This window comes from Rhizobium sp. BR 315 (genome assembly GCF_050577975.1).
GTDB lineage: Bacteria > Pseudomonadota > Alphaproteobacteria > Rhizobiales > Rhizobiaceae > Rhizobium > Rhizobium miluonense.
This window is the reverse complement of the sequence record NZ_JARWKZ010000006.1, coordinates 122,426-145,697: the sequence shown is the minus strand read 5'-3', so window position 1 is coordinate 145,697 and position 23,272 is coordinate 122,426. Positions and strand designations below refer to the sequence as shown.

22 protein-coding genes and 1 tRNA gene are annotated in these 23,272 nt (G+C 61.0%); 12 read left to right on the top strand and 11 right to left on the bottom strand.

Annotation, left to right across the window (positions count from 1 at the left end):
• Genes QD409_RS09755 through QD409_RS09745 form a run of 3 tightly spaced genes read right to left on the bottom strand, consistent with a single transcriptional unit; the run spans position 1 to position 3,031 of the window.
• A complete protein-coding gene (locus QD409_RS09755; protein ID WP_092853684.1) occupies positions 1-1,311 on the bottom strand; it encodes an HlyC/CorC family transporter in 1,311 nt (436 codons plus the stop codon).
• Entirely contained in the window at positions 1,311-2,441 is a 1,131-nt protein-coding gene (gene aroB, locus QD409_RS09750; RefSeq protein WP_092853682.1) for a 3-dehydroquinate synthase, read from the bottom strand. Before aroB ends, QD409_RS09755 begins: the two co-directional genes overlap by 1 nt.
• On the bottom strand, positions 2,438-3,031 hold the full coding sequence (locus tag QD409_RS09745) for a shikimate kinase (protein WP_092853775.1): 594 nt from the start codon (positions 3,029-3,031) through the stop codon (positions 2,438-2,440). Before QD409_RS09745 ends, aroB begins: the two co-directional genes overlap by 4 nt.
• Before the next feature lie 158 nt (positions 3,032-3,189).
• Between QD409_RS09745 and QD409_RS09740 the strand changes: the two genes are divergently transcribed.
• The 5 genes from QD409_RS09740 to QD409_RS09720 all read left to right on the top strand — a co-directional run bounded on the left by QD409_RS09740 (position 3,190) and on the right by QD409_RS09720 (position 7,113).
• Positions 3,190-3,375, top strand: coding sequence for a hypothetical protein (locus QD409_RS09740; RefSeq protein WP_092853680.1), 186 nt, complete (start codon positions 3,190-3,192; stop codon positions 3,373-3,375).
• Between the two features lie 14 nt (positions 3,376-3,389).
• Positions 3,390-4,346, top strand: coding sequence for a site-specific tyrosine recombinase XerD (gene xerD / locus QD409_RS09735; RefSeq protein WP_092853773.1), 957 nt, complete (start codon positions 3,390-3,392; stop codon positions 4,344-4,346).
• Between the two features lie 63 nt (positions 4,347-4,409).
• Positions 4,410-5,363, top strand: coding sequence for an acetyl-CoA carboxylase carboxyltransferase subunit alpha (locus tag QD409_RS09730; protein WP_092853678.1), 954 nt, complete (start codon positions 4,410-4,412; stop codon positions 5,361-5,363).
• A gap of 228 nt (positions 5,364-5,591) precedes the next feature.
• Positions 5,592-6,887: a L,D-transpeptidase family protein gene (locus QD409_RS09725; protein ID WP_430762554.1), complete on the top strand. Its 1,296-nt coding sequence runs from the start codon at positions 5,592-5,594 to the stop codon at positions 6,885-6,887.
• Positions 6,880-7,113, top strand: coding sequence for a sulfurtransferase TusA family protein (locus QD409_RS09720; RefSeq protein WP_092853674.1), 234 nt, complete (start codon positions 6,880-6,882; stop codon positions 7,111-7,113). The genes QD409_RS09725 and QD409_RS09720 overlap by 8 nt, the downstream gene beginning before the upstream one ends.
• A gap of 150 nt (positions 7,114-7,263) precedes the next feature.
• Here the strand turns inward: QD409_RS09720 and QD409_RS09715 are convergent, their stop codons facing one another.
• Positions 7,264-8,454 (bottom strand): CobW family GTP-binding protein, encoded by a 1,191-nt coding sequence (locus QD409_RS09715; protein ID WP_430762553.1) that lies wholly within the window; start codon positions 8,452-8,454, stop codon positions 7,264-7,266.
• A gap of 15 nt (positions 8,455-8,469) precedes the next feature.
• Positions 8,470-9,636, bottom strand: a complete 1,167-nt coding sequence (locus QD409_RS09710) for a D-alanyl-D-alanine carboxypeptidase family protein (protein ID WP_430762552.1) — start codon at positions 9,634-9,636, stop codon at positions 8,470-8,472.
• 193 nt (positions 9,637-9,829) lie between these two features.
• Here QD409_RS09710 and QD409_RS09705 point away from each other — a divergent pair, with 193 nt between their 5' ends.
• Positions 9,830-10,990, top strand: coding sequence for a M20 aminoacylase family protein (locus QD409_RS09705; protein WP_092853669.1), 1,161 nt, complete (start codon positions 9,830-9,832; stop codon positions 10,988-10,990).
• Positions 10,991-11,109: 119 nt separating this feature from the next.
• A tRNA-Arg gene (locus QD409_RS09700) sits at positions 11,110-11,186 on the top strand.
• Between the two features lie 35 nt (positions 11,187-11,221).
• On the opposite strand, the gene QD409_RS09695 is transcribed toward QD409_RS09700, so the two are convergent.
• Both QD409_RS09695 and QD409_RS09690 read right to left on the bottom strand, forming a co-directional pair.
• On the bottom strand, positions 11,222-11,599 hold the full coding sequence (locus QD409_RS09695) for an Ivy family c-type lysozyme inhibitor (protein ID WP_430762597.1): 378 nt from the start codon (positions 11,597-11,599) through the stop codon (positions 11,222-11,224).
• A gap of 158 nt (positions 11,600-11,757) precedes the next feature.
• Complete coding sequence (locus tag QD409_RS09690; RefSeq protein ID WP_430762551.1) at positions 11,758-12,024, bottom strand: BON domain-containing protein; 267 nt, start codon at positions 12,022-12,024, stop codon at positions 11,758-11,760.
• A 198-nt stretch (positions 12,025-12,222) separates the two neighbouring features.
• Here QD409_RS09690 and dxr point away from each other — a divergent pair, with 198 nt between their 5' ends.
• The 3 genes from dxr to QD409_RS09675 all read left to right on the top strand — a co-directional run bounded on the left by dxr (position 12,223) and on the right by QD409_RS09675 (position 15,158).
• Positions 12,223-13,416: a 1-deoxy-D-xylulose-5-phosphate reductoisomerase gene (gene dxr, locus QD409_RS09685; RefSeq protein WP_430762550.1), complete on the top strand. Its 1,194-nt coding sequence runs from the start codon at positions 12,223-12,225 to the stop codon at positions 13,414-13,416.
• A gap of 38 nt (positions 13,417-13,454) precedes the next feature.
• Positions 13,455-14,369 (top strand): pyridoxal-phosphate dependent enzyme, encoded by a 915-nt coding sequence (locus tag QD409_RS09680; protein ID WP_430762549.1) that lies wholly within the window; start codon positions 13,455-13,457, stop codon positions 14,367-14,369.
• A 159-nt stretch (positions 14,370-14,528) separates the two neighbouring features.
• Positions 14,529-15,158: a LysE family translocator gene (locus QD409_RS09675; protein WP_430762548.1), complete on the top strand. Its 630-nt coding sequence runs from the start codon at positions 14,529-14,531 to the stop codon at positions 15,156-15,158.
• An 87-nt stretch (positions 15,159-15,245) separates the two neighbouring features.
• Here QD409_RS09675 and hemA read toward each other — a convergent pair whose 3' ends face one another.
• The 4 genes from hemA to QD409_RS09655 all read right to left on the bottom strand — a co-directional run bounded on the left by hemA (position 15,246) and on the right by QD409_RS09655 (position 20,405).
• Positions 15,246-16,457, bottom strand: a complete 1,212-nt coding sequence (hemA, locus tag QD409_RS09670; RefSeq protein ID WP_430762596.1) for a 5-aminolevulinate synthase — start codon at positions 16,455-16,457, stop codon at positions 15,246-15,248.
• A 219-nt stretch (positions 16,458-16,676) separates the two neighbouring features.
• On the bottom strand, positions 16,677-17,471 hold the full coding sequence (locus QD409_RS09665) for an FAD binding domain-containing protein (RefSeq protein WP_430762547.1): 795 nt from the start codon (positions 17,469-17,471) through the stop codon (positions 16,677-16,679).
• A gap of 15 nt (positions 17,472-17,486) precedes the next feature.
• A complete protein-coding gene (locus QD409_RS09660; RefSeq protein WP_430762546.1) occupies positions 17,487-19,832 on the bottom strand; it encodes a xanthine dehydrogenase family protein molybdopterin-binding subunit in 2,346 nt (781 codons plus the stop codon).
• Positions 19,833-19,916: 84 nt separating this feature from the next.
• Positions 19,917-20,405 (bottom strand): (2Fe-2S)-binding protein, encoded by a 489-nt coding sequence (locus QD409_RS09655; protein WP_430762545.1) that lies wholly within the window; start codon positions 20,403-20,405, stop codon positions 19,917-19,919.
• Between the two features lie 298 nt (positions 20,406-20,703).
• Between QD409_RS09655 and QD409_RS09650 the strand changes: the two genes are divergently transcribed.
• Together QD409_RS09650 and QD409_RS09645 are read left to right on the top strand one after the other, a co-directional pair.
• Positions 20,704-21,003: a glycine zipper domain-containing protein gene (locus QD409_RS09650; protein WP_069612891.1), complete on the top strand. Its 300-nt coding sequence runs from the start codon at positions 20,704-20,706 to the stop codon at positions 21,001-21,003.
• A 322-nt stretch (positions 21,004-21,325) separates the two neighbouring features.
• A complete protein-coding gene (locus QD409_RS09645; protein WP_430762544.1) occupies positions 21,326-23,251 on the top strand; it encodes an autotransporter assembly complex protein TamA in 1,926 nt (641 codons plus the stop codon).
• Positions 23,252-23,272: the final 21 nt, after the last annotated feature.

Genomic DNA, 23,272 nt, shown 5'->3' with positions numbered 1-23,272 from the left:
CTATTGCGGCTTCGTCTCTTCCGTCTCGGCGGGGCGAATGCGCAGCTTGGTGATGCGGTTCTTCTCCCGCTTCATGACGATGAAGCGCTTGCCGTAGAAAGTGAAGGCCTGCCGCTCTTCCGGGATGGTCATCGATTCGTGGATCACGAGACCGGCAATCGTCGTTGCCTCCTCGTCCGGCAGGTTCCAGTCGAGCGCGCGGTTCAGGTCGCGGATAGGCACGACGCCATCGACGACGATCGAGCCGTCGGCCTCCTGCCGCACGCCCTGGATGTCGAGATCGTGCTCATCGGCAATATCGCCGACGATCTCCTCGAGAATGTCCTCCAGCGTCACGATGCCCTGCACCTCGCCATATTCGTCGACGACGACGGCAAAATGCTGCTTGCGGCGCAGGAAGGCGTTGAGCTGGTCTTCGAGATTGGTGCTGTCGGGCACGAACCAGGGCTTCTGCGCGATCTTGACGATGTCGAGATTTTCCGGCTCGACATTCGGCTCTGCCAGCGCCCTCAGCAGGTCCTTGGCATGCACGACGCCGATGATGTTGTCGATCGAACCGCGCCAGAGCGGCATGCGCGTATAGGGGCTGTCGAGAATGGCGCGCACGACCACCTCGGGCTGGTCGTCGGCATTGATGGCGCGCATCGCCGTGCGATGCACCATGATGTCGGAAAGCTCCAGCTCGCCGAGGTCGAGCACGCCGCCCAGACGGTCACGGTCGGCCTTGACCACCGAGCCTTCCCGGTGCAGCAGATCGACCGCACCGCGCAGCTCCTCATGCGCCGATAGCATCGACACCTCTTTCGAGAGGTTGATGCCGAAAATGCCGAGAATCCAGCGGACGATGGCGTTGACGAAGCTCGACACCGGGCCGACGATGGCAACGAAGAGCCGCACCGTGCCGGCCACATTGAGCGCAAAGCGATCAGGCGTGGAAATGGCCCAGCTCTTCGGCAGCACCTCGGCGAAGATGACGAGGATGACGGTCATCGCCGCCGTTGCCAGCGCCACGCCGGAATTACCAAAGAGACCGAGAAATACGCTGGTCGCCAGCGACGAGGCCAGAATGTTCGCAAGGTTGTTGCCGATGAGCAGGGCGCCGATCAACCGGTCCCGGCGCTCGATCAGACGACGCACGATCCCAGCACTTTCGTCGCCATTGGCCTCCAGCGTATGGATGCGGCTGCGCGAAACAGCGGTAAGCGCCGTTTCCGAACCGGAAAAGAAGGCCGACAACAACACGAGCGCGACGATCGAGAGGATCTCGGGCCAATATTCGAACAAGACAGCCAGCGTGCCCTCGATCGTCATCAGGGATGTTTTTCCTTCAGGAAACTCAGGACTTCGGAAGAAGGCACATCGTCCGCAACGAAGGACTGGCCGATACCGCGAGTGAGGATGAAGGTGAGCTTGCCGCTCTTGACCTTCTTGTCCTGCGCGATCGCGTCCATCAGCGTTTCGGCCGGCGGCAGCTCACCGGGAATGTCGCCCATCCGCGTCGGCAGGCCGACAGCCTTCAGGTGCGCCTCTACTCGCTTGGCATCATCGGGACTTGCCAGATTGAGGCGGGCGGAAAATTCATGCGCGAGCACCATGCCGATGGCAACGCCCTCGCCATGCACCAGCCTGCGGCTGTCATAGGCGGTGGCGGCTTCCAGCGCGTGGCCGAAAGTATGGCCGAGATTGAGCAGGGCACGCGGACCGTTTTCACGTTCGTCGGCGACGACGACATCGGATTTCGCCTGGCAGCTCGCAGCGATCGCCTCGATGCGGGCAGCTCCGCCGGCAAAGACATCCCTCCAGTTCGTCTCGAGCCAGGCGAAGAAATCCGGCTTATCGATCAGGCCATACTTGGCGACCTCGGCATAACCGGCACGGAATTCGCGCTCGCTCAGCGTATTCAGCACATCGATATCGGCCAGCACGAGATCGGGCTGATGGAAGACGCCGACGAGGTTCTTGCCGTGACGGGTGTTGATGCCGGTCTTGCCGCCAACGGAAGAATCCACCTGCGACAGCAGCGACGTCGGAATCTGCACGAAGCGAACGCCGCGACGCACGATGCCGGCGGCAAAGCCTGAGAGATCGCCGATGACGCCGCCACCGAGTGCGATTACGGCATCGTTACGCTCGACGCGCGCGGTCAGCACCGCGTCGCAGACCGTCATGAGATGCTCGAAGCTCTTGGTCTTTTCTCCGGCCGGCAAAACGAGGCTGGCTGCCTGAATGCCCGCAGCCTCGAGGCTGGCGACCAAGGCATCCAGGTAACGCGGCGCGACGTTTTCGTCGGTGATCACAGCGGCCTTGCGGCCTTTCAACCGTGCGGCGATCTCGCGCCCGGCTCTGGCGATCAGGCCGGGGCCGATCAGGATGTCGTAGGCGCGCTCGCCGAGAGGCACACGCACGAGACGTTCTGCGGCAGCCGGTGTGATCGCATTCATGGGGCTTTGCTTTCTGCTTTCTTTCCCTCGACGATGGCAGCAAGGACTTCCTTGACCATGACTTCCTTGCTGACATCGCGGGACAGAACCGTGAGATCGGCTTCCGCATAGATCGGATAGCGCGCATTCATCAGGCTCTCGAGGGTCTGTTTCGGATTTTCTGTCTTAAGCAGCGGACGCGTGTCGCGCTTGTTGACCCGCTCCCAGAGCACGTCGATATCGGCCTTCAGCCAGACGGAAAGACCGCCGCGCTTGACATGCTGCCGCGTATTCTCGTTAATGAAAGCGCCGCCGCCGGTCGAAACCACGCGCGGACCGCCGCGCAACAGCCGCTTGATGACGCGCGTTTCCAGCGCCCGAAACTCCTGCTCGCCATAGGCAGCAAAAAGTTCCGCAATCGTCATGCGCGATACGCGCTCGATCTCGGCGTCAGTGTCGACAAAGGGGATGCTAAGCTGCTGCGCGACCAAACGGCCGACCGAGGATTTGCCCGCTCCCATCAACCCCACTAGGACAAGATTGCGCCGACCCAGGGCGGCGCGCGCCTTGTCTCTGAGGTTCTCTGCAAGGGTCAGGACTTGTTCACTCATAGGCCCATTCACAATTTCTTTGGAAACGGTATCGTCAAATGCGCCGGTAGCGTCAAGACGCCGCCGCGTAAACATGTCTGCAATATCCTTCAGCTAACGCTTGGTGGATATGATTATTGCGTCGCCAGGGCTGTGACTGGCACGAGGAGAGTGTTCGAATGCCAACCCTGTTTCGCTTCCTTGTCATCTGCGCGGTGATCGGCGGATCGATATATGGGGCAATGTGGGCGCTCGCTCTCTTCGTCGATCCGCAGCCGCGCGAGATCACCATCCGCATCCCGCCGGAGCGCATCAATCCGCCAGTCACGGGCAATCCACCAGTCACCGGCTCGTTGAAGCAATGAACGCAAGGGCTGGCGTGAGAGATCTGAGCCGGGCGCACCTTGAAGCCTTCCTCGAGATGATGAGTGCCGAGCGTGGTGCTGCGGTCAACACCCTGCAATCCTATGAACGCGATCTCGACGATCTCCATTCCTTCCTGTCCGGGCGGAGCGTCCGCCTGACCGAGGCGGGCTCGAACGATCTCGGCGCCTACCTTTCCTCCCTCTCGGCTCAGGGTTTCAAACCCTCGTCCCAGGCGCGGCGGCTCTCCGCCATGCGGCAATTCTACAAATTCCTTTATGCGGAAGGCTTGCGCACGGACGATCCCACGGGAATCCTCGACGCACCGAAAAAAGGCCGCCCCCTTCCGAAGACCATGGGCGTCGACGAAGTGACGCGTCTTCTGACACAGGCGGAAAACGAAGCCGCCGCCGCAGGCCCCGACCAGCTGCAGCGCCAGCGGATGCTCGTGCTGCTGGAATTGCTCTATGCCACCGGCATGCGCGTCAGCGAACTCGTTACCCTGCCCGCCAAGGTGCTCGATCATGAAGGGCGCTTTCTGATCATCCGCGGCAAGGGAAACAAGGAAAGGCTGGTGCCGCTGTCGCAATCGGCCATCGCCGCCTTGAAGGCCTATGGACGCATACAGGCCGAACTGGCTGCAAACGCCAAGCAGCCGGCACCGGAAAGCCCATGGCTCTTTCCCGCAGCCTCACAGCAGGGTTATCTGCCGCGCCAGGTCTTCGCCCGCGATCTCAAGGATCTTGCCATCCGCGCCGGGCTAACGCCTTCGATGATCTCGCCGCACGTCATGCGCCATGCCTTCGCGAGCCACCTTCTGGCGAACGGCGCGGACCTGCGCGTGGTGCAGGAACTACTCGGCCATTCGGACATTTCGACCACGCAAATCTATACACATGTGCTGGAAGAACGCCTTCATCAGCTCGTGCAAACGCATCACCCCCTTGCCAAACAGGCAAAAAAACAGGATTAGGACCGGCATACTGGCTAAAGCCGCCTTCTCTCGTCCCGCGCAAAAGGATCGGAAACGCACCTCATGCACAATTATCTCGACTTCGAAAAGCCCATCTCGGATCTCGAAGGCAAGATTCACGAGCTCAAGAAACTGGCGAGCGAAGATGAGAGCATCGACACTTCCGACGAAGTGACGCGGCTCGAAATCCGCGTCCGCGAGGCGACGGCCGACATCTATTCCAAGCTCAATGCCTGGCAGAAGACGCAGGTCGCCCGCCATCCGCAGCGGCCGCATTTCGTCGACTACGCCAGTGCGCTGCTGACGGAGTTCACCCCGCTGGCCGGCGACCGCAAGTTCTCCGAGGACGCCGCCATCCAGGCGGGCTTTGCCCGCTTCCGTGGCCAGCCCGTCGCCATTATCGGCCAGGAGAAGGGCAACGACACCAAGAGCCGCTTGAAGCATAATTTCGGCAGCGCCCGGCCGGAAGGCTACCGCAAGGCAATCCGCATCATGGAAATGGCTGACCGTTTCCAGCTTCCGGTGATCACGCTGGTCGATACCGCAGGCGCCTATCCCGGCGTCGGAGCCGAAGAGCGCGGTCAGGCAGAAGCGATTGCCCGCTCGACCGAAATCAGCCTTGCCCTCAAGGTTCCGATCGTCTCCGTCATCATCGGCGAAGGCGGCTCCGGCGGCGCCATCGCGATCGCCACCGGCAACCGCGTCTATATGCTCGAACATTCGATCTACAGCGTGATTTCGCCCGAAGGCGCGGCCTCGATCCTGTGGCGCGATTCAACCCGCGCCAAGGAAGCCGCGACGAATATGAAGATCACCGCCGACGACCTGAAGAGCCTCGGCGTCATCGATGGTATCATTCCGGAACCGCTCGGCGGCGCACATCGCGATCCGCAGACCGTGATCGCTGCAACCGGCGACATTATTGCGAACGCGCTCAGCGAGCTTTCTAGCCGTTCGGGCGAACAACTGCGCACTGACCGCCGCCAGAAGTTCCTCAATATCGGCCGCAATCTCTAGACTGCAGCTTGAAAATATCATTGCAAAAATGGGAATGAGGCCAAATCTTGGCCACATTCCTGTTATCGAAGCGTTATGGCAAAGAAAAACTTGCCGGCGTGCCTCAGGCGCGTCATAGGCTGGTAAGGAATTTTCAAGTATAAGCCGTCTATGATTCCGTTTCATGCTTCGAGGGGAGTGGCGAAACAGATCGAGCTGCCGCTCTTCGCATTTATGGGCTAAGTCAGAATGCGCATCCGTCACCTTGCTTATGTTTCCCTGATGGCGCTGGCACTTGCCGGCTGCAATGACGCGTTGGACACTGCGTCGGTTGATCTGTCGAAGGTCAAGAACAAGGTCGAGCAACCTCTCCCCAGCCATATCCTCGCCGACATGGCGAAGAAGGGCATGGATCGCAATTCACCGATCATGATCCGCATCTTCAAGGAAGAAGGCGCGATGGAGGTCCTGAAGGCGAACCAGAACAACCGTTTCGAAGTCATCGCGAGTTATAGCATCTGCGCCTGGTCCGGCCGTCTCGGCCCGAAGGTCAAGGAAGGCGACCGGCAAGCGCCGGAAGGCTTCTACATGCTGACGCCGGCCAACCTGAACCCGAATTCGAAATACTATCTCGCCATCAATACCGGTTTCCCGAACCGCTACGACGCCGCCAACGGCCGTACCGGCAACAATCTGATGATCCACGGCGCCTGCTCGTCGTCGGGCTGCTATTCGATGACTGATCAGCAAGTGCTGGAAATCTATGCCTTCGCGCGCGACGCCTTCAAGGGCGGCCAGAAGGCAGTTCAGCTGGAGGCCTTCCCCTTCCGCATGACCGCGGAAAACATGTGGAAGCACCGTCTCAGCCCCAATATCGAATTCTGGAAGATGCTGAAGGTCGGCTACGACAATTTCGAAGTCACCAAGCGGCCGCCCGAAGTCGAGGTCTGCGAGAAGAAATACGTATTCAACCAGCAGGCCAGCGGCCCGTTCAACGCCAGCGGCAAATGCCCTGTCATGACGACCCCGCCCGCCCTGCAGACAGCGCTTGCAACTTACGATAAGCAGTATCAGGCAGACTATGCCACGGCCACGAAGAAGTTTGACGGCATGGCCTGGTACGATCCGAGCGAGGCCGAGCGCAAGGCCGTCGTCGCCAAGCAGCGCAAGGGCCACGATATTGCCTATGCGCCGACCGGCACCGCGCTTGCTGCCGGCAAGATGATGAAGGTCGCCGATCTCGAGTCGATGATGTCCAACCAGTTGGCACAGCAGGTCGCTCGCGGCGGCACCGTGGCCAGCCCGACGACGACGGCAAGCATCCGCCTGGCGAATGCCGCCCCCAGTGCCGCTGCACAGCAAGCCGGCGGCCCGCTGGTCGCGGCCAACGTTCCGGCAAATGTCCCGATCCCGATGGCGAACCCGATGAATTCCGGCCCCGTCGTCAATCCGCTCGCTTATGCGCAGAACCCGGCTGTCGAGACAGCACAGACCGAGCCGCCGAAGAAGCCGCCATTCTGGAAGTTCTGGGCCAAGAGTGAATAATCCCGACGCCGAGATCTACGATCTGCGCGGACTGAAGTGCCCCTATCCGGCGATCAAGACGGAAAAGCGCCTGCGCGGCATGCCGAGCGGCGCGACTTTGGCCGTGGAAACGACCGACCCTCTCGCGGTGATCGACATCCCGCATCTCTGCAATGAAAAGGGCCACACGCTTCTCGCCAGCGAGAAGACGGACAGCGGCCATCGCTTCGTGATCCGGAGAGGGTGACGATCGGGGCCATCCTCGTGGTTCGAGGGTTGCTTGGCCTCATCAGAGCGAAGCAATTTCAGGAAAAGTGCGCAGCGGTTTTCCGTCCGGAATGCGTAAAGAAACAAGGAGGTAGGGCATTTTCACGATTCGAAGAAAAGTGGAAATGCTCTAAAACCTCATCCCCGGCACGGCGAGCGGATTGTCCTGCAGTGCCGCTCTATCAGGCGTATCGACGCGCGGCTTGCTGAGGAAGGCATCGAACAAGCCCTTCACGAAATCCTCTGGCAGATCCTTGGTGATGATCACCATGCGCGTGCGCCGGTCTTCGGGGTCTGGCCATGCCGGCAGCCGCACCGGCGGATGGAAGATGTTCTGCACGCCATGAAGCACGACGGGACGCTCCGGCCGATCCGACACGGCAACGATCGCCTTCATGCGCAGGAGCTTTTCGCCATGCGCCGAACGGAGGAGATCGATGAACATTTCCAGCGCCACCGGATCGATGGGCTGCGTCTCGACGATCGAGAAGGACCGGATCGATCCGTCATGGCGAGTGACGTCGTGGGCGTGCTGATGCCGATGGCCGTGGTGGTTCCCATGATGGTGATGATGATGGCCGTGATCGCCGTGATGGTGATCATGATCGTGGTCATCATGGTGATGGTGATGATCGTCGTCCGCCTCCAGCTCGTCCCGCAGCCAGCGGCCGACATCGGCGATCTTGGAAGCCGGATCATAGAGGCCGTTGATGAGAATGGCCGCCCGGCCCGCCTCGTCGCTGTCGGCGTTCATGATCTGCGCGCGCGGATTGAGCGCCCTCAACCGGCTCTCGAGCTGCGCTTCCGGCACCGCGCCGGCAATTGCCGTCTTGGAAACGATCAGGCGATCGGCGACGGCCACCTGCTTGCGCGCCTCTTCATGATTGTCGAGCGTCTGCAAGCCATTGACCGCATCGACCACCGTGATGACGCCATCCAGATCGAAATTGGTGGCGATGATCGGGTTGCCCATGATCGACTGCATGACGGGAGCCGGATCGGCAAGACCTGTCGTTTCGATGACGACGCGTTTCAGCGGCCGGATACGGCCGGTCTGCATGGCATCCATGAGGTTTGCCAGCGTATCCACCAGCTCGCCGCGCACCGTGCAGCACAGGCAGCCGTCGGAAAGCTCGATGATGGAATCGCCGGAGCTTTCCACCAGCAGATGATCGATGCCGACATCGCCGAATTCGTTGATGATGACGGCCGCATCGCGCATCGCCTCATCCTTGAGGATGCGATTGAGCAGGGTCGATTTACCCGCACCGAGGAAACCGGTCAGGATGGCAACCGGCACTCTTTGCTGCGAAACGCTCATGATTCCAATCCGATATTAGAAAGTGGGACGCGGGATCGGGATCGGCACATTGGCCGCCCGGCCGGAGACGGCGATCTTGTCGCCCTTGCTGGCCTTATCGCCATTGGCCGTGGCGTCGTCCTTATCGCCCTTGACGGCGGTCGCGACGTCCTGGCCGCCGATCAGGCCGGCATAGATGAAATTGGGCTCATGATCCATTTCGTGAATATAGGGCGACTGCACCTTTGTGCGGCCGAAGGGATCGCGGGTTTCGCTGCGCGCATGCGCACCCTTGGCGCTGCAGATGTCGGCGGTGACATCGGCGACCTCATTCGACAACGGCGCACCGGGCCGCAGGGTCGCCAGCGTTTCGCTGCCGGAAAGCTGGTTCTGGAAGCCCTTTTCCAGGAAATTGGCGGAATCGTCGGCGCGGGCCGCCAGGCTGTCGGTTCCAAGAACGACCGAGATCAGCGTACGGCCGTTGCGGGTCGCCGATGCGATCTGGTTGAAACCGGACGCGCAGATGAAGCCGGTCTTCATGCCGTCGGCGCCGTCGAAGCGCCCAATGAGCATATTGATGTTCGGCACCTGCTTCACGCCGTTGGTGAAGCCCTCCATCGAGAAATAGCCGGCATATTGCGGGAACTCGCGGCGCAGCGCCACGCTGAGGATCGCAAGGTCGCGCGCCGTCGTATATTGCCCCTTGCCGGGAAGGCCGTTCGGGTTGATGAAATGCGAGTCGCGCATGCCGAGGCGGGCCGCTTCCGCGTTCATCCGCGCCACGAAGCCCTGTTGCGAGCCGCCCACGGTCTCGGCGACGGCCATGGCAAGATCGTTTGCCGATTTGACCAGCATCATCTTCAACGCATTGTCGAGCGTCAGCTTCTGACCGGGCTTGAAGTACATCTTCGCCGGCGGCTGCCCAGCGGAGAGCTTCGTCATCACGACGGGCGTATCGAGCTTGATCTGGCCGGACTGGAGTGCACGGAAGGTGACGTAGGTCGTCATCAGCTTGGTCAGCGAGGCGGGATACCAGCGGCGAAACGCCTCCTGCTGGTCGAGCACGCGCCCGGTGCTGACATCGACGAGAATATGCGGATTGGCTCCGGCCGTCTGCGCGGTCGACAGAAAAAGCATGGATGCTGCTGCGGCCACAGGGACAAGCCGCATGGCGGCATACAAACGATTCTGCTTCGTCGGCACGATCTATCCTTCAGAGGTCCGGAATTTTCTCGAAAGCTTCGTCTATTTAACCTATATGGCTAGGAGAAGGCAAAGGCGATTGACGACTTTATTTGCCGGTGGCACGCCGCAAAGGCCGCGACAAACGGGCCGAGGCTGTGCGACCGACCTGAAAGTTGAACCAGAACGAATATTGAGCAGCAGGAAAATCAGCATGCCGATCTTGAACAGAGCCGCAGAACTCCAGGGCGAAGTGACCGAGTGGCGCCGCCATATCCATGCCCATCCGGAGCTCCTCTATGCGGTTGACAATACTGCCGCCTTCGTGGCCGAGAAGCTGCGCTCCTTCGGGGTCGACGAGGTGGTGACCGGCATCGGCCGCACCGGCGTCGTCGGCCTGATCCGCGGCAAGGGCGAAGGGCGCACGGTCGGCCTGCGCGCCGATATGGACGCCCTGCCGCTGACCGAGATCACCGGCAAGCCCTATGCTTCCGAAACCCCCGGCAAGATGCATGCCTGCGGCCATGACGGCCACACCGCCATGCTCTTGGGCGCGGCGAAATATCTCGCTGAAAACCGCAATTTCAACGGCAATATCGCCGTCATCTTCCAGCCGGCCGAGGAAGGCGGTGCCGGCGGCGACGCCATGGTCAAGGACGGCATGATGGAGCGCTTCGAAATCGCGGAAGTCTACGGCATGCACAATATGCCAGGCCTTCCCGTCGGCCACTTCGCCATCCGCAAGGGTCCGATCATGGCGGCGACGGACGAATTCACCATCTCCATCAAGGGTGTCGGCGGCCACGCCGCCATGCCGCACAATACGATCGACCCGATCGCGATCGGCGCGCAGATCATCTCCAACCTGCAGCTCATCGCCTCGCGCAGCGCCAATCCGCTGAAATCCGTCGTCGTCTCCGTCACCACGTTCAATGCCGGCAACGCGCATAACGTCATCCCGAACGATGCGCGCTTCACCGGCACCATACGCACGCTCGATCCCGAGATGCGCGATCTCGCCGAACAGCGCTTCAAGCAGATCGTCTCCGGCATCGCCGCAAGCCACGGCGCCGGGGTGGAGATCGAGTTCCAGCGCAACTACCCGGTCACCTTCAACCATGCCGACGAGACCGACCATGCGATCGCGGTCGCCGAGGAGATCGCCGGCGCCGGCAACGTCATAGCTGATATCGACCCGATGATGGGCGGCGAGGATTTCTCCTACATGTTGAACGCCCGCCCCGGCGCCTTCATCTTCGTCGGCAACGGCGACACCGCCGGCCTGCACAACCCGGCCTACGACTTCAACGACGAAGCCATCGCCCACGGCATTTCCTACTGGGTGCGGCTCGCCGAACAGCGCCTCAACGCCTGAACGCCGCCGCCCATACCCGTGCGCCACATAAGGGCGCACGGCACAGCAAAAGCGAATTGTCCCGAGGACGTAAAAGGGCTTGGCTTCCTGGCTTTGCTTTTGTATGGATCATCCCGAGTGGTCTCGTAGCTCAGCAGGATAGAGCACCAGATTCCTAATCTGGGGGTCACGCGTTCGAATCGCGTCGAGATCACCATTCGCCATGATCAAACTGGCTTTCTCTCCATCAGCTTATTTATAATCAAACCCATCCGGAGGGTTCCCCAGGCTGCCGGTCAGTGCCGCGTAGAGAATGGTCCTGCCATCGATCGATACATTGCCGGCGCCGAGGTTCATCCATGTCAGCCTTTCCGCTCTGGTCTCGGGATCGGCAAGCAGCAGCAGGCCATATATGATCTTTTTGCCGGGATCGTACATGACGGCGATCTGCTCGGCGCCGCAATCATGCTGCTTGCAGACGCTCATCACATAGACTTTCTCTCCCCCGAACATGACCTCATGGCCCAGGGATTCGACGGTCTTTCCATGAATCCAAACCGGCAGCCGGTGCCCTTGCGCCATTGCCTTGAAGGCTGAAGCGGCAGCGGGCCGGCGGCGATTTCGCGGAATGTGGCGAGATGATTTTGCGCGGACGCGCCCGTTGCGGCCGAAACGATGCCCAGCAGGGCGACGGCCATCATGAACGTTCTCATGCGCTTACCTCAAAACTGCGATGCTACGCAAATCCGTATCGGTCGCAGGATGACTATGGGCTGAAAGCCCTCAGATCAGCCCACCGCGATCCTGTTCCTGACCAGCCGGACACCGGGAATGGATTCGGCGACCGCCGTTGCCCGCTTAACCTCCTGCAGTGTCGCCACCGAGCCATCCAGGCGGATTTCCTGGCCCGCGGCAGTCACCATGACATCGGAAGCATCGATACCGCCGGCCACGGCGAGCGCATTGGCAACGGCGGACTCCAGGGCGGAGCGCCTTGCCTGTTCGCTTTCCAAAGAGAGTTCCGTGCCGTGAAACGTCGCTACCTTAAAAACCATTCATCACTCTCCGCATCCGAGTGGTCGGAAAACGCAGCACTTCGCATTTGGTTCAACAGGGAGCGAAAATATCGTCAAATCAGTGAGTTCAGCCTCGCTGCACCGCGGCGCCTGGGCGCGCCCGCGCAACGGCGGACTTGCCGCTCCAGGCAATCCCCTGTAGAGCCTTGGAGAACAGCAGCAAATGCGGATACCTGAATGAACACCGGCAGCAAGGCGCGTCGTCGCCTGACGATATTGGGTTCGACCGGCTCTATCGGCCAGAATACACTTGACGTCATTGCCCAGCTGGGCGGACGTGACGCCTTCGACATCGCGGCGATCACCGGGCATGACAATATCGGCCTGCTGGCCGAGCAGGCCAAGGCCTGCGGCGCCACTTTCGCCGTCACCGCCAATGAAGAGCGCTATCAGGATTTGAAGGATTCCTTGGCCGGGTCAGGCATTGCGGCCGGCGCGGGCAAGAGCGCCTTGATCGAAGCCGCCTCGATGCCCGCGGATTGGGTGATGGCGGCGATCGTTGGCACGGCCGGCCTTGCGCCGACGCTGGCGGCCGCCCGTCGCGGCGCCGATATTGCGCTCGCCAACAAGGAATGCCTCGTTTCCGCCGGCGATCTCTTCGTGCGCGCCGTTGCCGAAGGCGGCGGCCGGTTGATCCCGGTCGATAGCGAACACAGCGCCATTTTTCAGGCGTTGGAAGAGGACCAGCAGCACGCGGTGGAGCGCATTATCCTGACTGCTTCCGGCGGCCCTTTCCGCACCTGGACGCGCGAGCAGATGGCCAATGTCACGCCCGCCATCGCCCGCGCCCATCCCAACTGGTCGATGGGCTTCAAGATCTCCATCGGCAGCGCCTCGATGTTCAACAAGGCGCTGGAAATGATCGAGGCCAAGCACCTGTTCAATGTGCGGCCGGATCAGATCGAAGTTGTGGTGCACCCGCAATCCGTCATTCACTCGATGGTCGGCTATACGGACGGCTCGGTGCTGGCGCAGCTCGGCTGTCCCGACATGCGCACCGCCATCGGCTATGCGCTCACCTACCCCGCCCGCACCAAGCTCAGCGTCGACCGGCTGGATTTCGCCAAGCTCGCCCGACTTGACTTCGAAGCACCGGACGAGATTCGTTTCCCGGCATTGCGCCTTGCCCGCACCGCGCTGGAGCGCGGCGGCCTGCAGGGGGCGATCATGAATGCCGCCGAAGAAATCGCCTTCCACGCCTTCGTGGATGGCCGCATCGGCTTTCTGGAGATGGCCGATATCGCCGAAGCTGTGATGGACGAGATGATTGCGACCGGCCGCGCCGAAACCATGGAAGCCGTCTTTGCTGCGGATGCAGAAGCACGCAGTCGTGCCGCCGTACTAGTCGCCCAGCGGGAAAAAGCGGCCTAAACCCCATCGCCGACAACACCCTCCGGATAGATCATTCCATGCCGCTGCATCTCGAAACGCCGCTTCTCGAATCCCGACCGCTAAGTCAGGCGTCAGGACGCTCCATCTGGCTAAAAATGGATGCGCTTCAGCCGCCCGGCTCCTTCAAGATCCGGGGCATCGGTGCGGCATGCGAACATCATGCCAGAAACGGAAAGCGGCGCTTCGTATCCTCTTCCGGCGGCAATGCCGGCATTGCGGTGGCCTACGCCGGACGTCGCCTTTCGATCCCCGTATCCGTCTTCGTTCCCGAGACGACGTCGGACCGGGCGAAATCGCTGATCCGCCAGGAAGGTGCCGAGGTTTTCGTGCATGGTGCATCCTGGCAGGAGGCAAACGAACGCGCGCTGCAGGCTGTCGATGCGGAAACGGCATTCATCCACCCCTTCGATGATCCGCTCCTCTGGACAGGCCACGCGACGATGATCGACGAGGTCGTCAGGGCCGGTGTGCCGTTCGACGCGGTCGTTCTTTCAGTCGGCGGCGGCGGGCTTCTGGCCGGCGTCTCGGAAGGGCTCGACCGCAACGGCCTTCAAAATGTTCCGATCATCGCCGCCGAAACGGAAGGCGCTGCCTCGCTTGGGGCTGCCGTAAAGGCCGGCAAACCTGTGGAACTGCCCGCCATCACCAGCATTGCGACATCGCTAGGCGCTCGAAAGGTCGCAGAACGCGCCTTCCAGATCACCCAAAACAGACCGGTCGATTGCGTTGTCGTCGATGACCGCGCTGCCGTCGATGCTTGCATGCGCTTCCTCGACGATCATCGTGTCCTGGTGGAACCGGCTTGCGGCGCCGCATTGGCCGTCGCCTACGCCCATGCCGATCGGCTGACACGTTTCGAGCGCGTGCTGATGATCGCCTGCGGTGGAGCAACCGCTACCCTCACCCAGCTGCAGGCCCGACAAGCATCGTGACCGTTGAGCCTCTTCGGCGAAGACGCCGTTCACTGGCATCGTCATCAGCGTTCTCTGAGATTAGTCGGTAAGTATATACTTACCGACTAATCTCAGATGTTGCCATTCCCGGCAATGATGCTAGAGAGGAATTCCGGCCTCACTTTCAAGGGAATCAAGATGCCGGACTTCTCCACCATCATTCTATTTGCCGCCGCTGCATTGGTGCTCACCGCCACCCCCGGCCCCGACATGCTCCTCATCGCCTCGCGCAGCGTCAGCCAGGGCCGCTCCGCCGGCTTCCTCACCTATGCCGGCATAGCGCTCGGAACCTATTGTCACGCCATGGCCGCAGCGCTTGGTCTGTCGCGGCTGTTTCTGACCGTGCCAATTGCCTATGAAATCGTGCGTTGGGCCGGCTGCGCCTATCTGCTCTATCTGGCCGTCAAGACGCTCCGCTCCCAGGGATCCGCCTTCGCGCCCTCGGCCGGGCTCAAGCGGCTTTCGGGCAGGCGCATCTTCACCGAGGGCCTCGCAACCAATATCCTCAACCCGAAGATGGCCTTGTTCGTGCTCGCCCTCCTCCCGCAGTTCGTCGATCCCAACGGCTCGATGATCGCGCAAATGGCTCTGCTGGCCACCATTTTGAATGGGATCGGCTTTCTCGTGAACGGCTCCGTCATCCTGCTCGGCAGCCATATTCGAGGACGGCTCTCGGCGGTCAAGCGCATTCCGAAGCTGCCGCAATATCTGCTTGCGACGGTCTTTGCGTGCCTCGCATGCCGCCTGGCCTTGGGAAGCCGCGGCTAACATTGACACAAAAAATCATTGCGGAAATCGGCTGCTTGCCGATATTCCGCAATGAAGAGCATTTCAATTTTTCGACAGACTCGCCTCTTACGCGACCGCGCGAGCCAGCGCACAGCGCGACCAGAGGGCGTGCAGCGCGCCGACCAGCTGTTCGATATCGCCGTCCGAATGCAGCGGCGTCGGCGTGATGCGCAGGCGCTCGGTCTTCTTCGGCACAGTGGGATAGTTGATCGGCTGAACATAGACGCCGGCGTCGAGCAACAGATCCGAAATCCACTTGCACTTGGCCGCATCGCCGACCATCACAGGTACGACGTGGCTCGGGTTCGGCATATGCGGAATGCCAGCCGCATCGAGCTGGGCGCGCAGCTTGCGCACGCGATCCTGATGGCGCATGCGTTCGAACTGGCTGACCTTCAGATGCTGGATGGAGGCGACCGCGCCCGCAGCCAAAGCCGGCGGCAGCGATGTCGTGAAGATGAAGCCGGACGCAAACGACCGGACGAAATCGCAGAGCGCAGTCGAAGCAGCGATGTAGCCGCCCATGACGCCGAATGCCTTGCCGAGCGTGCCTTCGATAACCGTCAGGCGATCCATCAAGCCTTCGCGCTCGGCGATGCCGCCGCCGCGCGGCCCGTACATGCCGACGGCATGCACTTCGTCGAGATAGGTCATCGCGCCATACTTGTCGGCGAGATCACAGATTTCCTTGATAGGGGCGATGTCGCCATCCATGGAATAGACGGATTCGAAAGCGATCAGCTTCGGCGCCTTGGGATCAGCCGCCTTCAGCTTGGCTTCGAGATCATGCAGGTCGTTGTGCTTCCAGATGACCTTGTCGCACTTCGCATAGCGAATGCCTTCGATCATCGACGCATGGTTGAGCGCATCCGAGAAGATGATAAGGCCGGGAATGCGCGCGCCGAGCGTGCCGAGCGTCGCCCAGTTGGAGATATAGCCCGACGTGAAGATCAGCGCGGATTCCTTGCCGTGCAGATCGGCGAGTTCTTGCTCGAGCAGAACATGGTAGTGGTTGGTGCCAGAAATATTCCGGGTGCCTCCCGCACCCGCGCCACAGTGATCGATCGCTTGCTTCATCGCCTCGATCACGTTCGGATGCTGGCCCATGCCGAGATAGTCGTTGGAGCACCAGACGGTCACTTCCTGAGGACCATTGGGCGTATGCCGGATTGCGCGGGGGAAATTGCCACGGCGGCGTTCGAGATCTGCGAAGATCCGGTAACGGCCCTCATTGTGAAGACCTTCCAGCTCGCCCTTAAAAAATGCTTCGAAATCCATCATCTGCTCCAGTACCGTACGACCGTTTTCGAGAATGCCGGTTCGCACGTCAACCCCTCTGCATTGCTTTCGCGCCCGCTGCGGCAAATGGCCCCTAACTTTGAACAATTCCAGACAAGAATACGCATTCACGCCAAATTGACAATCGAAACCGTGCTGGAAACACTCTCTCCGGAGCGGCCGGTAAACCCCGCCGCTCCGGACTCATTCGTGGCGAATCTATGCTGCAGCCACGGCGCGTTTCGCCATGACCTTGATCAAATTGGCGCGATATTCCGCCGTGGCATGCAGGTCGGACAGCAGCGTCGATGAATCCACAGCCACGGCCGCAATGGCATCCGGCGACCAGTTCGCCGCAAGCGCCTGCTCCATATCCGCCTGGCAGAATACGCCGTCGGCACCCGCACCGGTGACGGCTACACGCACGCCACCCGCACCCTTGGCCACGAAGACCCCCGTCATCGCATAGCGCGAGGCCGGATTGGGAAACTTCGCATAACCAGCCCTTTCCGGTGCGTCGAAGGCGATGGAGGTGATCAGCTCGGCCACTTCCAGCGCCGTCTCGAACAGGCCCCTGAAGAAGTCGTCGGCCGCGATCTGGCGCCGGTCGGTGACGATGATGGCATTCAGCGCCAGCATCGCCGACGGGTAATCCGCCGCCGGGTCATTATTGGCGACGGAACCGCCGATTGTGCCCATGTGCCGCACATGCGGATCACCGATCATGCCGGCAAGGTCGCAAAGCGCCGGACAGACCGCGCGGATGGCCGCCGAAGAGGCGACCTCCGCATGGGTGGTCGCTGCCCCGATGGTGACCCTGCGGCCATCGACGCGAATCCCCTTGAGCGAGGGGATATGCCGGAGATCAACGAGATCGCTCGGCGATGCCAGGCGCTGCTTCATGGTGGCGATCAGCGTCATGCCGCCGGAGATATACTTGCTTTCCTCCGCGCTCGATTGAAGCTTGACGGCTTCGTCGACCGAGGAGGCACGATGGTAATTCGTTGCGTACATTGTCCTATCCTCCTCTCAGCCAGCCGCCCGCGCCGCTTCCCACACCTTGAGCGGGGTGGCCGGCATGGTTAGCGTGTTGTTACCGATCGCATCGGTGATGGCGTTCATCAGCGCCGGCGGCGAGCCGATGGCACCCGCCTCGCCGCATCCCTTGATGCCGAGAGGATTGCTCGGGCAAGGCGTGTTCTGATGCGAAAGCTGGAAGGACGGCAGATCGTCGGCGCGCGGCATGGTGTAATCCATGAAGCTTGCCGTCAGCAGCTGTCCGCTCTCATCGTAGTGCACGCCTTCCAGCAGCGCCTGACCGATGCCTTGCGCGATGCCGCCATGCACCTGCCCCTCGACGATCATCGGATTGATGATGTTACCGAAGTCGTCGGCGGCAACGAACTGCACGATCTCGGTCTTGCCCGTTTCCGGATCCACCTCGACTTCGCAGATGTAGCAGCCAGCCGGGAAGGTGAAGTTCGCCGGATCGTAGAAGGCAGTTTCCTTCAGGCCCGGTTCCATACCGGCGGGCAGATTGTGCGCCGTGTAGGAAGCCAGCGCCACCTGGAACCACGGCAGCGCCTTGTCGGTGCCCACCACCTTCACTTCGCCATTCTCGATGACGATATCACTTTCGTCGGCCTCCATCAGGTGAGCGGCGATCTTCTTCGCCTTCGCCTCGACCTTGTCGAGCGCCTTGACGACGGCGGACATGCCGACGGCGCCCGAGCGGGACCCATAGGTGCCCATGCCCATCTGCACCTTGTCGGTATCGCCATGGACAATGGACACGCTGTCGATCGAGACGCCGAGCCGGTCGGCCACGAGCTGCGCGAAGGTCGTCTCATGCCCCTGCCCGTGGCTGTGCGAGCCGGTGAGCACTTCGATGGTTCCGACCGCATTCACCCGCACCTCGGCCGATTCCCACAGGCCAACGCCGGCACCGAGCGAACCCACCGCTTGGGACGGCGCGATGCCGCAAGCTTCGATATAGCAGCTCATGCCGATGCCGCGCTTCATGCCGCGAGCGGCAGCCTCCGCCTTGCGGGCAGAAAAACCGCTCCAGTCCGCCTGCTGCATGGCGGCATTGAGCGAAGCTTCGTAGTCGCCGGCATCGTAATTCATGATGACAGGCGTCTGGTGGGGGAAGGAACGGATGAAATTGATCCTTCTCAGCTCCGCCGGCGAGACGCCGAGTTCGCGTGCGGCCGTCTCCACCGTGCGCTCCAGAAGATAGGTCGCTTCCGGACGCCCTGCCCCGCGATAGGCATCAACAGGCACGGTATTGGTATAGACCGTGCGGACATTGGCGTGGATCGCCGGAATGTCATATTGGCCCGACAGCAGCGTCGCATAGAGATAGGTCGGCACGGCCGAGGAAAAGAGCGACATATAAGCGCCGAGATTGGCGATCGTGTCGACCTTCAGCGCCGTGATGCGGTTCTGCGCATCGAAGGCCATCTTGACCTTGGAGAGATGGTCGCGGCCATGCGCATCGGTCAGGAAGGCTTCGGTGCGGTCGGCCGTCCATTTGACCGGGACGCCAGTTTTCTTCGACGCCCACAAGCAGACGATTTCTTCCGGGTAGATGTAGATCTTCGAGCCGAAGCCGCCGCCGACATCGGGCGCAATGACGCGCAGTTTGTTTTCCGGCGCGACATTGTAGAAGGCACTCATGACCAGCCGGGCCACATGTGGGTTCTGGCTGGTCGTGTAGCAGGTATAGTGGTCTTCGGCCGCATCATAGATGCCGAGCGTGGCGCGCGGCTCCATGGCATTCGGCGAAAGCCTGTTATTGTGGATCTCGATCTCAGTGACATGCGCGGCCTCGGCGATCGCCTTGTCGGTCGCGGCCGCATCGCCAAGCTCCCAGTCGAAGATCAGATTGTTTACCGCTTCCGGATGGATCTGCGGCGCACCCGCTTTCAGCGCATCCACCGCCTCGACGACGGCAGGTAGTTCCTCATAATCGACCGCTACGGCCTCGGCGGCATCTCGTGCCTCGCCGAGACTATCGGCAACGACGATAGCGACGGCATCGCCGACATAGCGAACGGTGTCGACCGCCAACGGCCGCCACGCGCCCATATTCATCGGCGACCCATCCTTGGAATGGATCATCCAGCCGCAGATCAAATTGCCGATACCATCGGCCAGCAACTGCTTGCCTTCAAGCACGCCGATCACGCCCGGCATGGAGAGTGCCGCCGCCGTATCGATGCTCTTGATCTTCGCATGCGCATGCGGGCTGCGAACGAAATAGGCGTATTTCATTCCCGGCGTCACCATGTCGTCGGTGTAGCGCCCCTTGCCTGTTAGAAATCGCTTGTCTTCCTTGCGCGCCACGCGCGCGCCAATGCCTTCCACGCCCATCACATCCTCCCATCGGGGTTGCGGGCCTGACACCACGCCAAGACGACGATCATTGGCGTTTCGCCAGACGGTCTCGGTGAAACTCTATTCGGCCGCCTGCTTGGCGGCGTTCATCACGGCATTGGCCGACAGCACCGCCTTGACGATGTTGTGATAGCCGGTGCACCGACAGATATTGCCTTCGAGCTCGCTGCGCACCGTTTTTTCGTCCAGCGCTCCGCCGTGACGATTGATCATGTCGACGGATGTCATCACCATGCCCGGCGTGCAGAAGCCGCATTGCAGGCCATGATGCTCCTTGAAGGCGGCCTGAACGGGGTGAAGCTCGCCGGTGGCAGCCAGACCCTCGATGGTTGTGATCTTGGAGCCGGAAGCCTGAACGGCCAGGATGGAGCAGCTCTTCACTGACTTGCCATCCATGTGAATGACGCAAGCGCCACACTGACTGGTGTCGCAGCCCACATGCGTTCCTGTGAGGCCGAGTTTTTCCCTGATGAAATGGACAAGCAGCGTGCGATCCTCGCACTCGCCGCTGACCGGACGGCCATTCACCGTCAAAGTCACTTTTGCCATATTTTCCTCCTCGCCTCTCCTCCAGAGGCAGAAGGCATCATTTGACTTTTTTGTAGTCCAATCAACCTCTACTTTAGCAGGGCGGCAGATTTTCTACGTGGCATCGATTGTTTTATTGTCCGAATACGAGGCCAGCTTTGCTCGCCAATAAAAAAACTGTTCAAGCCCAATGGACAATCATATTTTGCACGATATTTTTTCGTAGTTGCAGGACTGAAAAGACAGCCCATCGTGGTGGAGCTGAAGAATAGGGACGACGTTGGCCGGGGTTCGGCTTAACTAACGTTGGAGAGAGTAAATGAAAAAAGTTCTTATGCTCGCATTGGTCGGCTTGTCTATCGCAAGCTGCACGCCGACCGAACAGGGCGCAGGCATCGGCGCAGCATCCGGCGCCATCATCGGCGGCGCTGTCACCGGTAACGTGCGCGGCGCCGCAGTCGGCGCAGCGATCGGCGGTGTTTCCGGCGCCGTTATCGGCAGCGTCCAGGAACAGCCCGGCCAGTGCTACTACCGCGACCGCTACGGCCGTCGCTACATCGACGATTGCCCGCGCGGCGGCTATCGTGGTGGCTACGGCGGCGGATACGGCGGCTACTGATCCATCCCTGTTTCGGATATCGAAGTCCCGGACCGCAAGTCCGGGGCTTTTTGATTCCGGCCGAGCGAAAAAACGTCGCGGCTGCAATGCGACAGCGTCAAATGCCGGCATGGCGGCGGCGCCCTTTGTGCACGCCTGACACCTGAGCGAACAAGCCGGAAACCCGCGGGAAACCTATCAATTTCCACTCATAGTGGTCATATTTTCCAGGTTTTGACTCCAAAACGGTACACCTGAGGCACTTTTGCCTCTATGGTGACCGCGCGTTAACCTGGGGGAAACGTCAAGCTGAGTAAGTTCTCATGTAACCGTAAAGCGGCGTATGCATAAAAGAACTGAACCGAAGAAGAGTATTGCGTATCGGCAGGCAGGAACCGTGGCAGCGGTTGCGGCAACGATTGCGCTCGGTCCGGTGTGCGCCGGAAATGCCTTTGCTTTCAAGCTCTTCGGAATAAAGCTTTGGGGTGAAGACGAAGCGACGGATCAGGTTTCCGATCCCGTTCGTTATGCGGTCGATTTCAAGGCGGATAATCTCGATAAGGACCTGAAGGAAGCCCTGGAGCGCAGCTCCATGCTGGTTTCCGACAAGGACAAGCCCGTATCCGGCGACCTCGGCGTTGTCGTGAAAGCGCGCGACGATCGCGACCGGCTGATCGCCGCCCTCTATGAAAAGGCACGCTACGGCGGTGTAGTGACCATCACCGTCAATGGCACGCCTCTCGATGCATTGCCGCCGACGCCCACCTTCGGCCGCTCCAAACCTGTTGCCGTTGCCATCAGCGTCGAACCGGGCCCTCTCTTCAAGCTCGGCAGGGTCACCTTGCTTGGCGATGCCAGCAGGCTGGATCCTACCCGTTATGGATTAGCGCATGGTGGCGATGCCGGTTCCCTGAACATTCTCAAGGCGGCTGACAAGATGGTTGCCGACTTCAAGAATGAAGGGCATCCCCTTGCCAAGCTCGACAAGCGCGACGTCGTTGCCGACCACGCGACGAACACGGTTGATGTCTCGCTCAAAGTCGAAAGCGGCCCGGTGGCGCCTTTCGGCAATGTCGGCGTTACCGGCCAGAAATCGGTCGATCCGGATTTCATCAAGCGCTATGCCCGCATCAATGAAGGCAAGCCCTATTCGCCCGACGAATTGAAAAAAGCGTCGGACCGCTTGAGAAAACTCGGCGTCTTCTCCAGCGTCACCATCCGCGAGGCGGACAAGCTGGCCCCGGACGGCAGCATCCCGACAACCATCGAGGTATCCGAGGGCAAACAGCGCTTCCTCGGCGTCGGAGCGCAATATTCCACCATCGACGGCTTCGGCCTGCAGGGTTATTGGGGGCATCGCAATCTGACGGGGCGCGCGGATACGCTGCGCATCGAAGGATCGGTATCGCGCATCGGCGAAACCACCGATGTCGGCCAGCTCGATTATACCGCCGGCATTACCTACGTCCGGCCGGCAACCTTCTACCCGTCGGCGACCTTCACCGCCGGCCTGAAGATGCAGAGCCTGCACCCGGACGCCTATGACGCCAATACTGTGACTGCGAGCGCCGGCCTTGCCTATGAAATCAACGATCAGGACACGGTCTCTGGCGGCGGCGAAGTCTCCTATGAGGCCGACACGACCGACGCCTTCGGAAAGCAGAAATATCTGACGGTCGCGATCCCGCTCGAATATGTCCGCGACACGCGCGACAACAAGCTGGATCCCACCGAAGGTTTTCGCGCCTCCATTAGCGCCAAGCCGAGCTACGAGTCGATGGGCGGCACGGTGTTCAGCTCCTTCGAGGGTTCGATCACCGGCTATAAGGGCATAGGCGCCAACAACAATGTCGTCTTCGCCGGCAAGCTTGCCGCCGGCTCGCTGCTGGGTGCAAACAGCATCCAGGACATTCCCGCCACCCGGCGCTTCTATGCCGGCGGCGGTGGTTCGGTGCGCGGCTATGGCTATCAGGAAATCACGCCCTATAATTCCAAAGGGGATGCGCTCGGCGGACGTTCCTATGTGACGGCTTCGTTGGAAGCACGTGTGAAGATCACCGATACGATCGGCGTCGTGCCCTTCATCGATGTGGGTAGCGTCACCGACGGCGCCTTGCCCGACGCCTCAGATCTGCGCATGGGCGCCGGCGTCGGTCTGCGCTACGCCACTCCGTTCGGCCCGATCAGGCTGGACGTCGCCGTTCCGTTGAACAAGTACAACAACGGCACGGCCTATGGTATCTATGCCGGTATCGGCCAGGCCTTCTGACAAACCGCAGAGTTGTCGCGG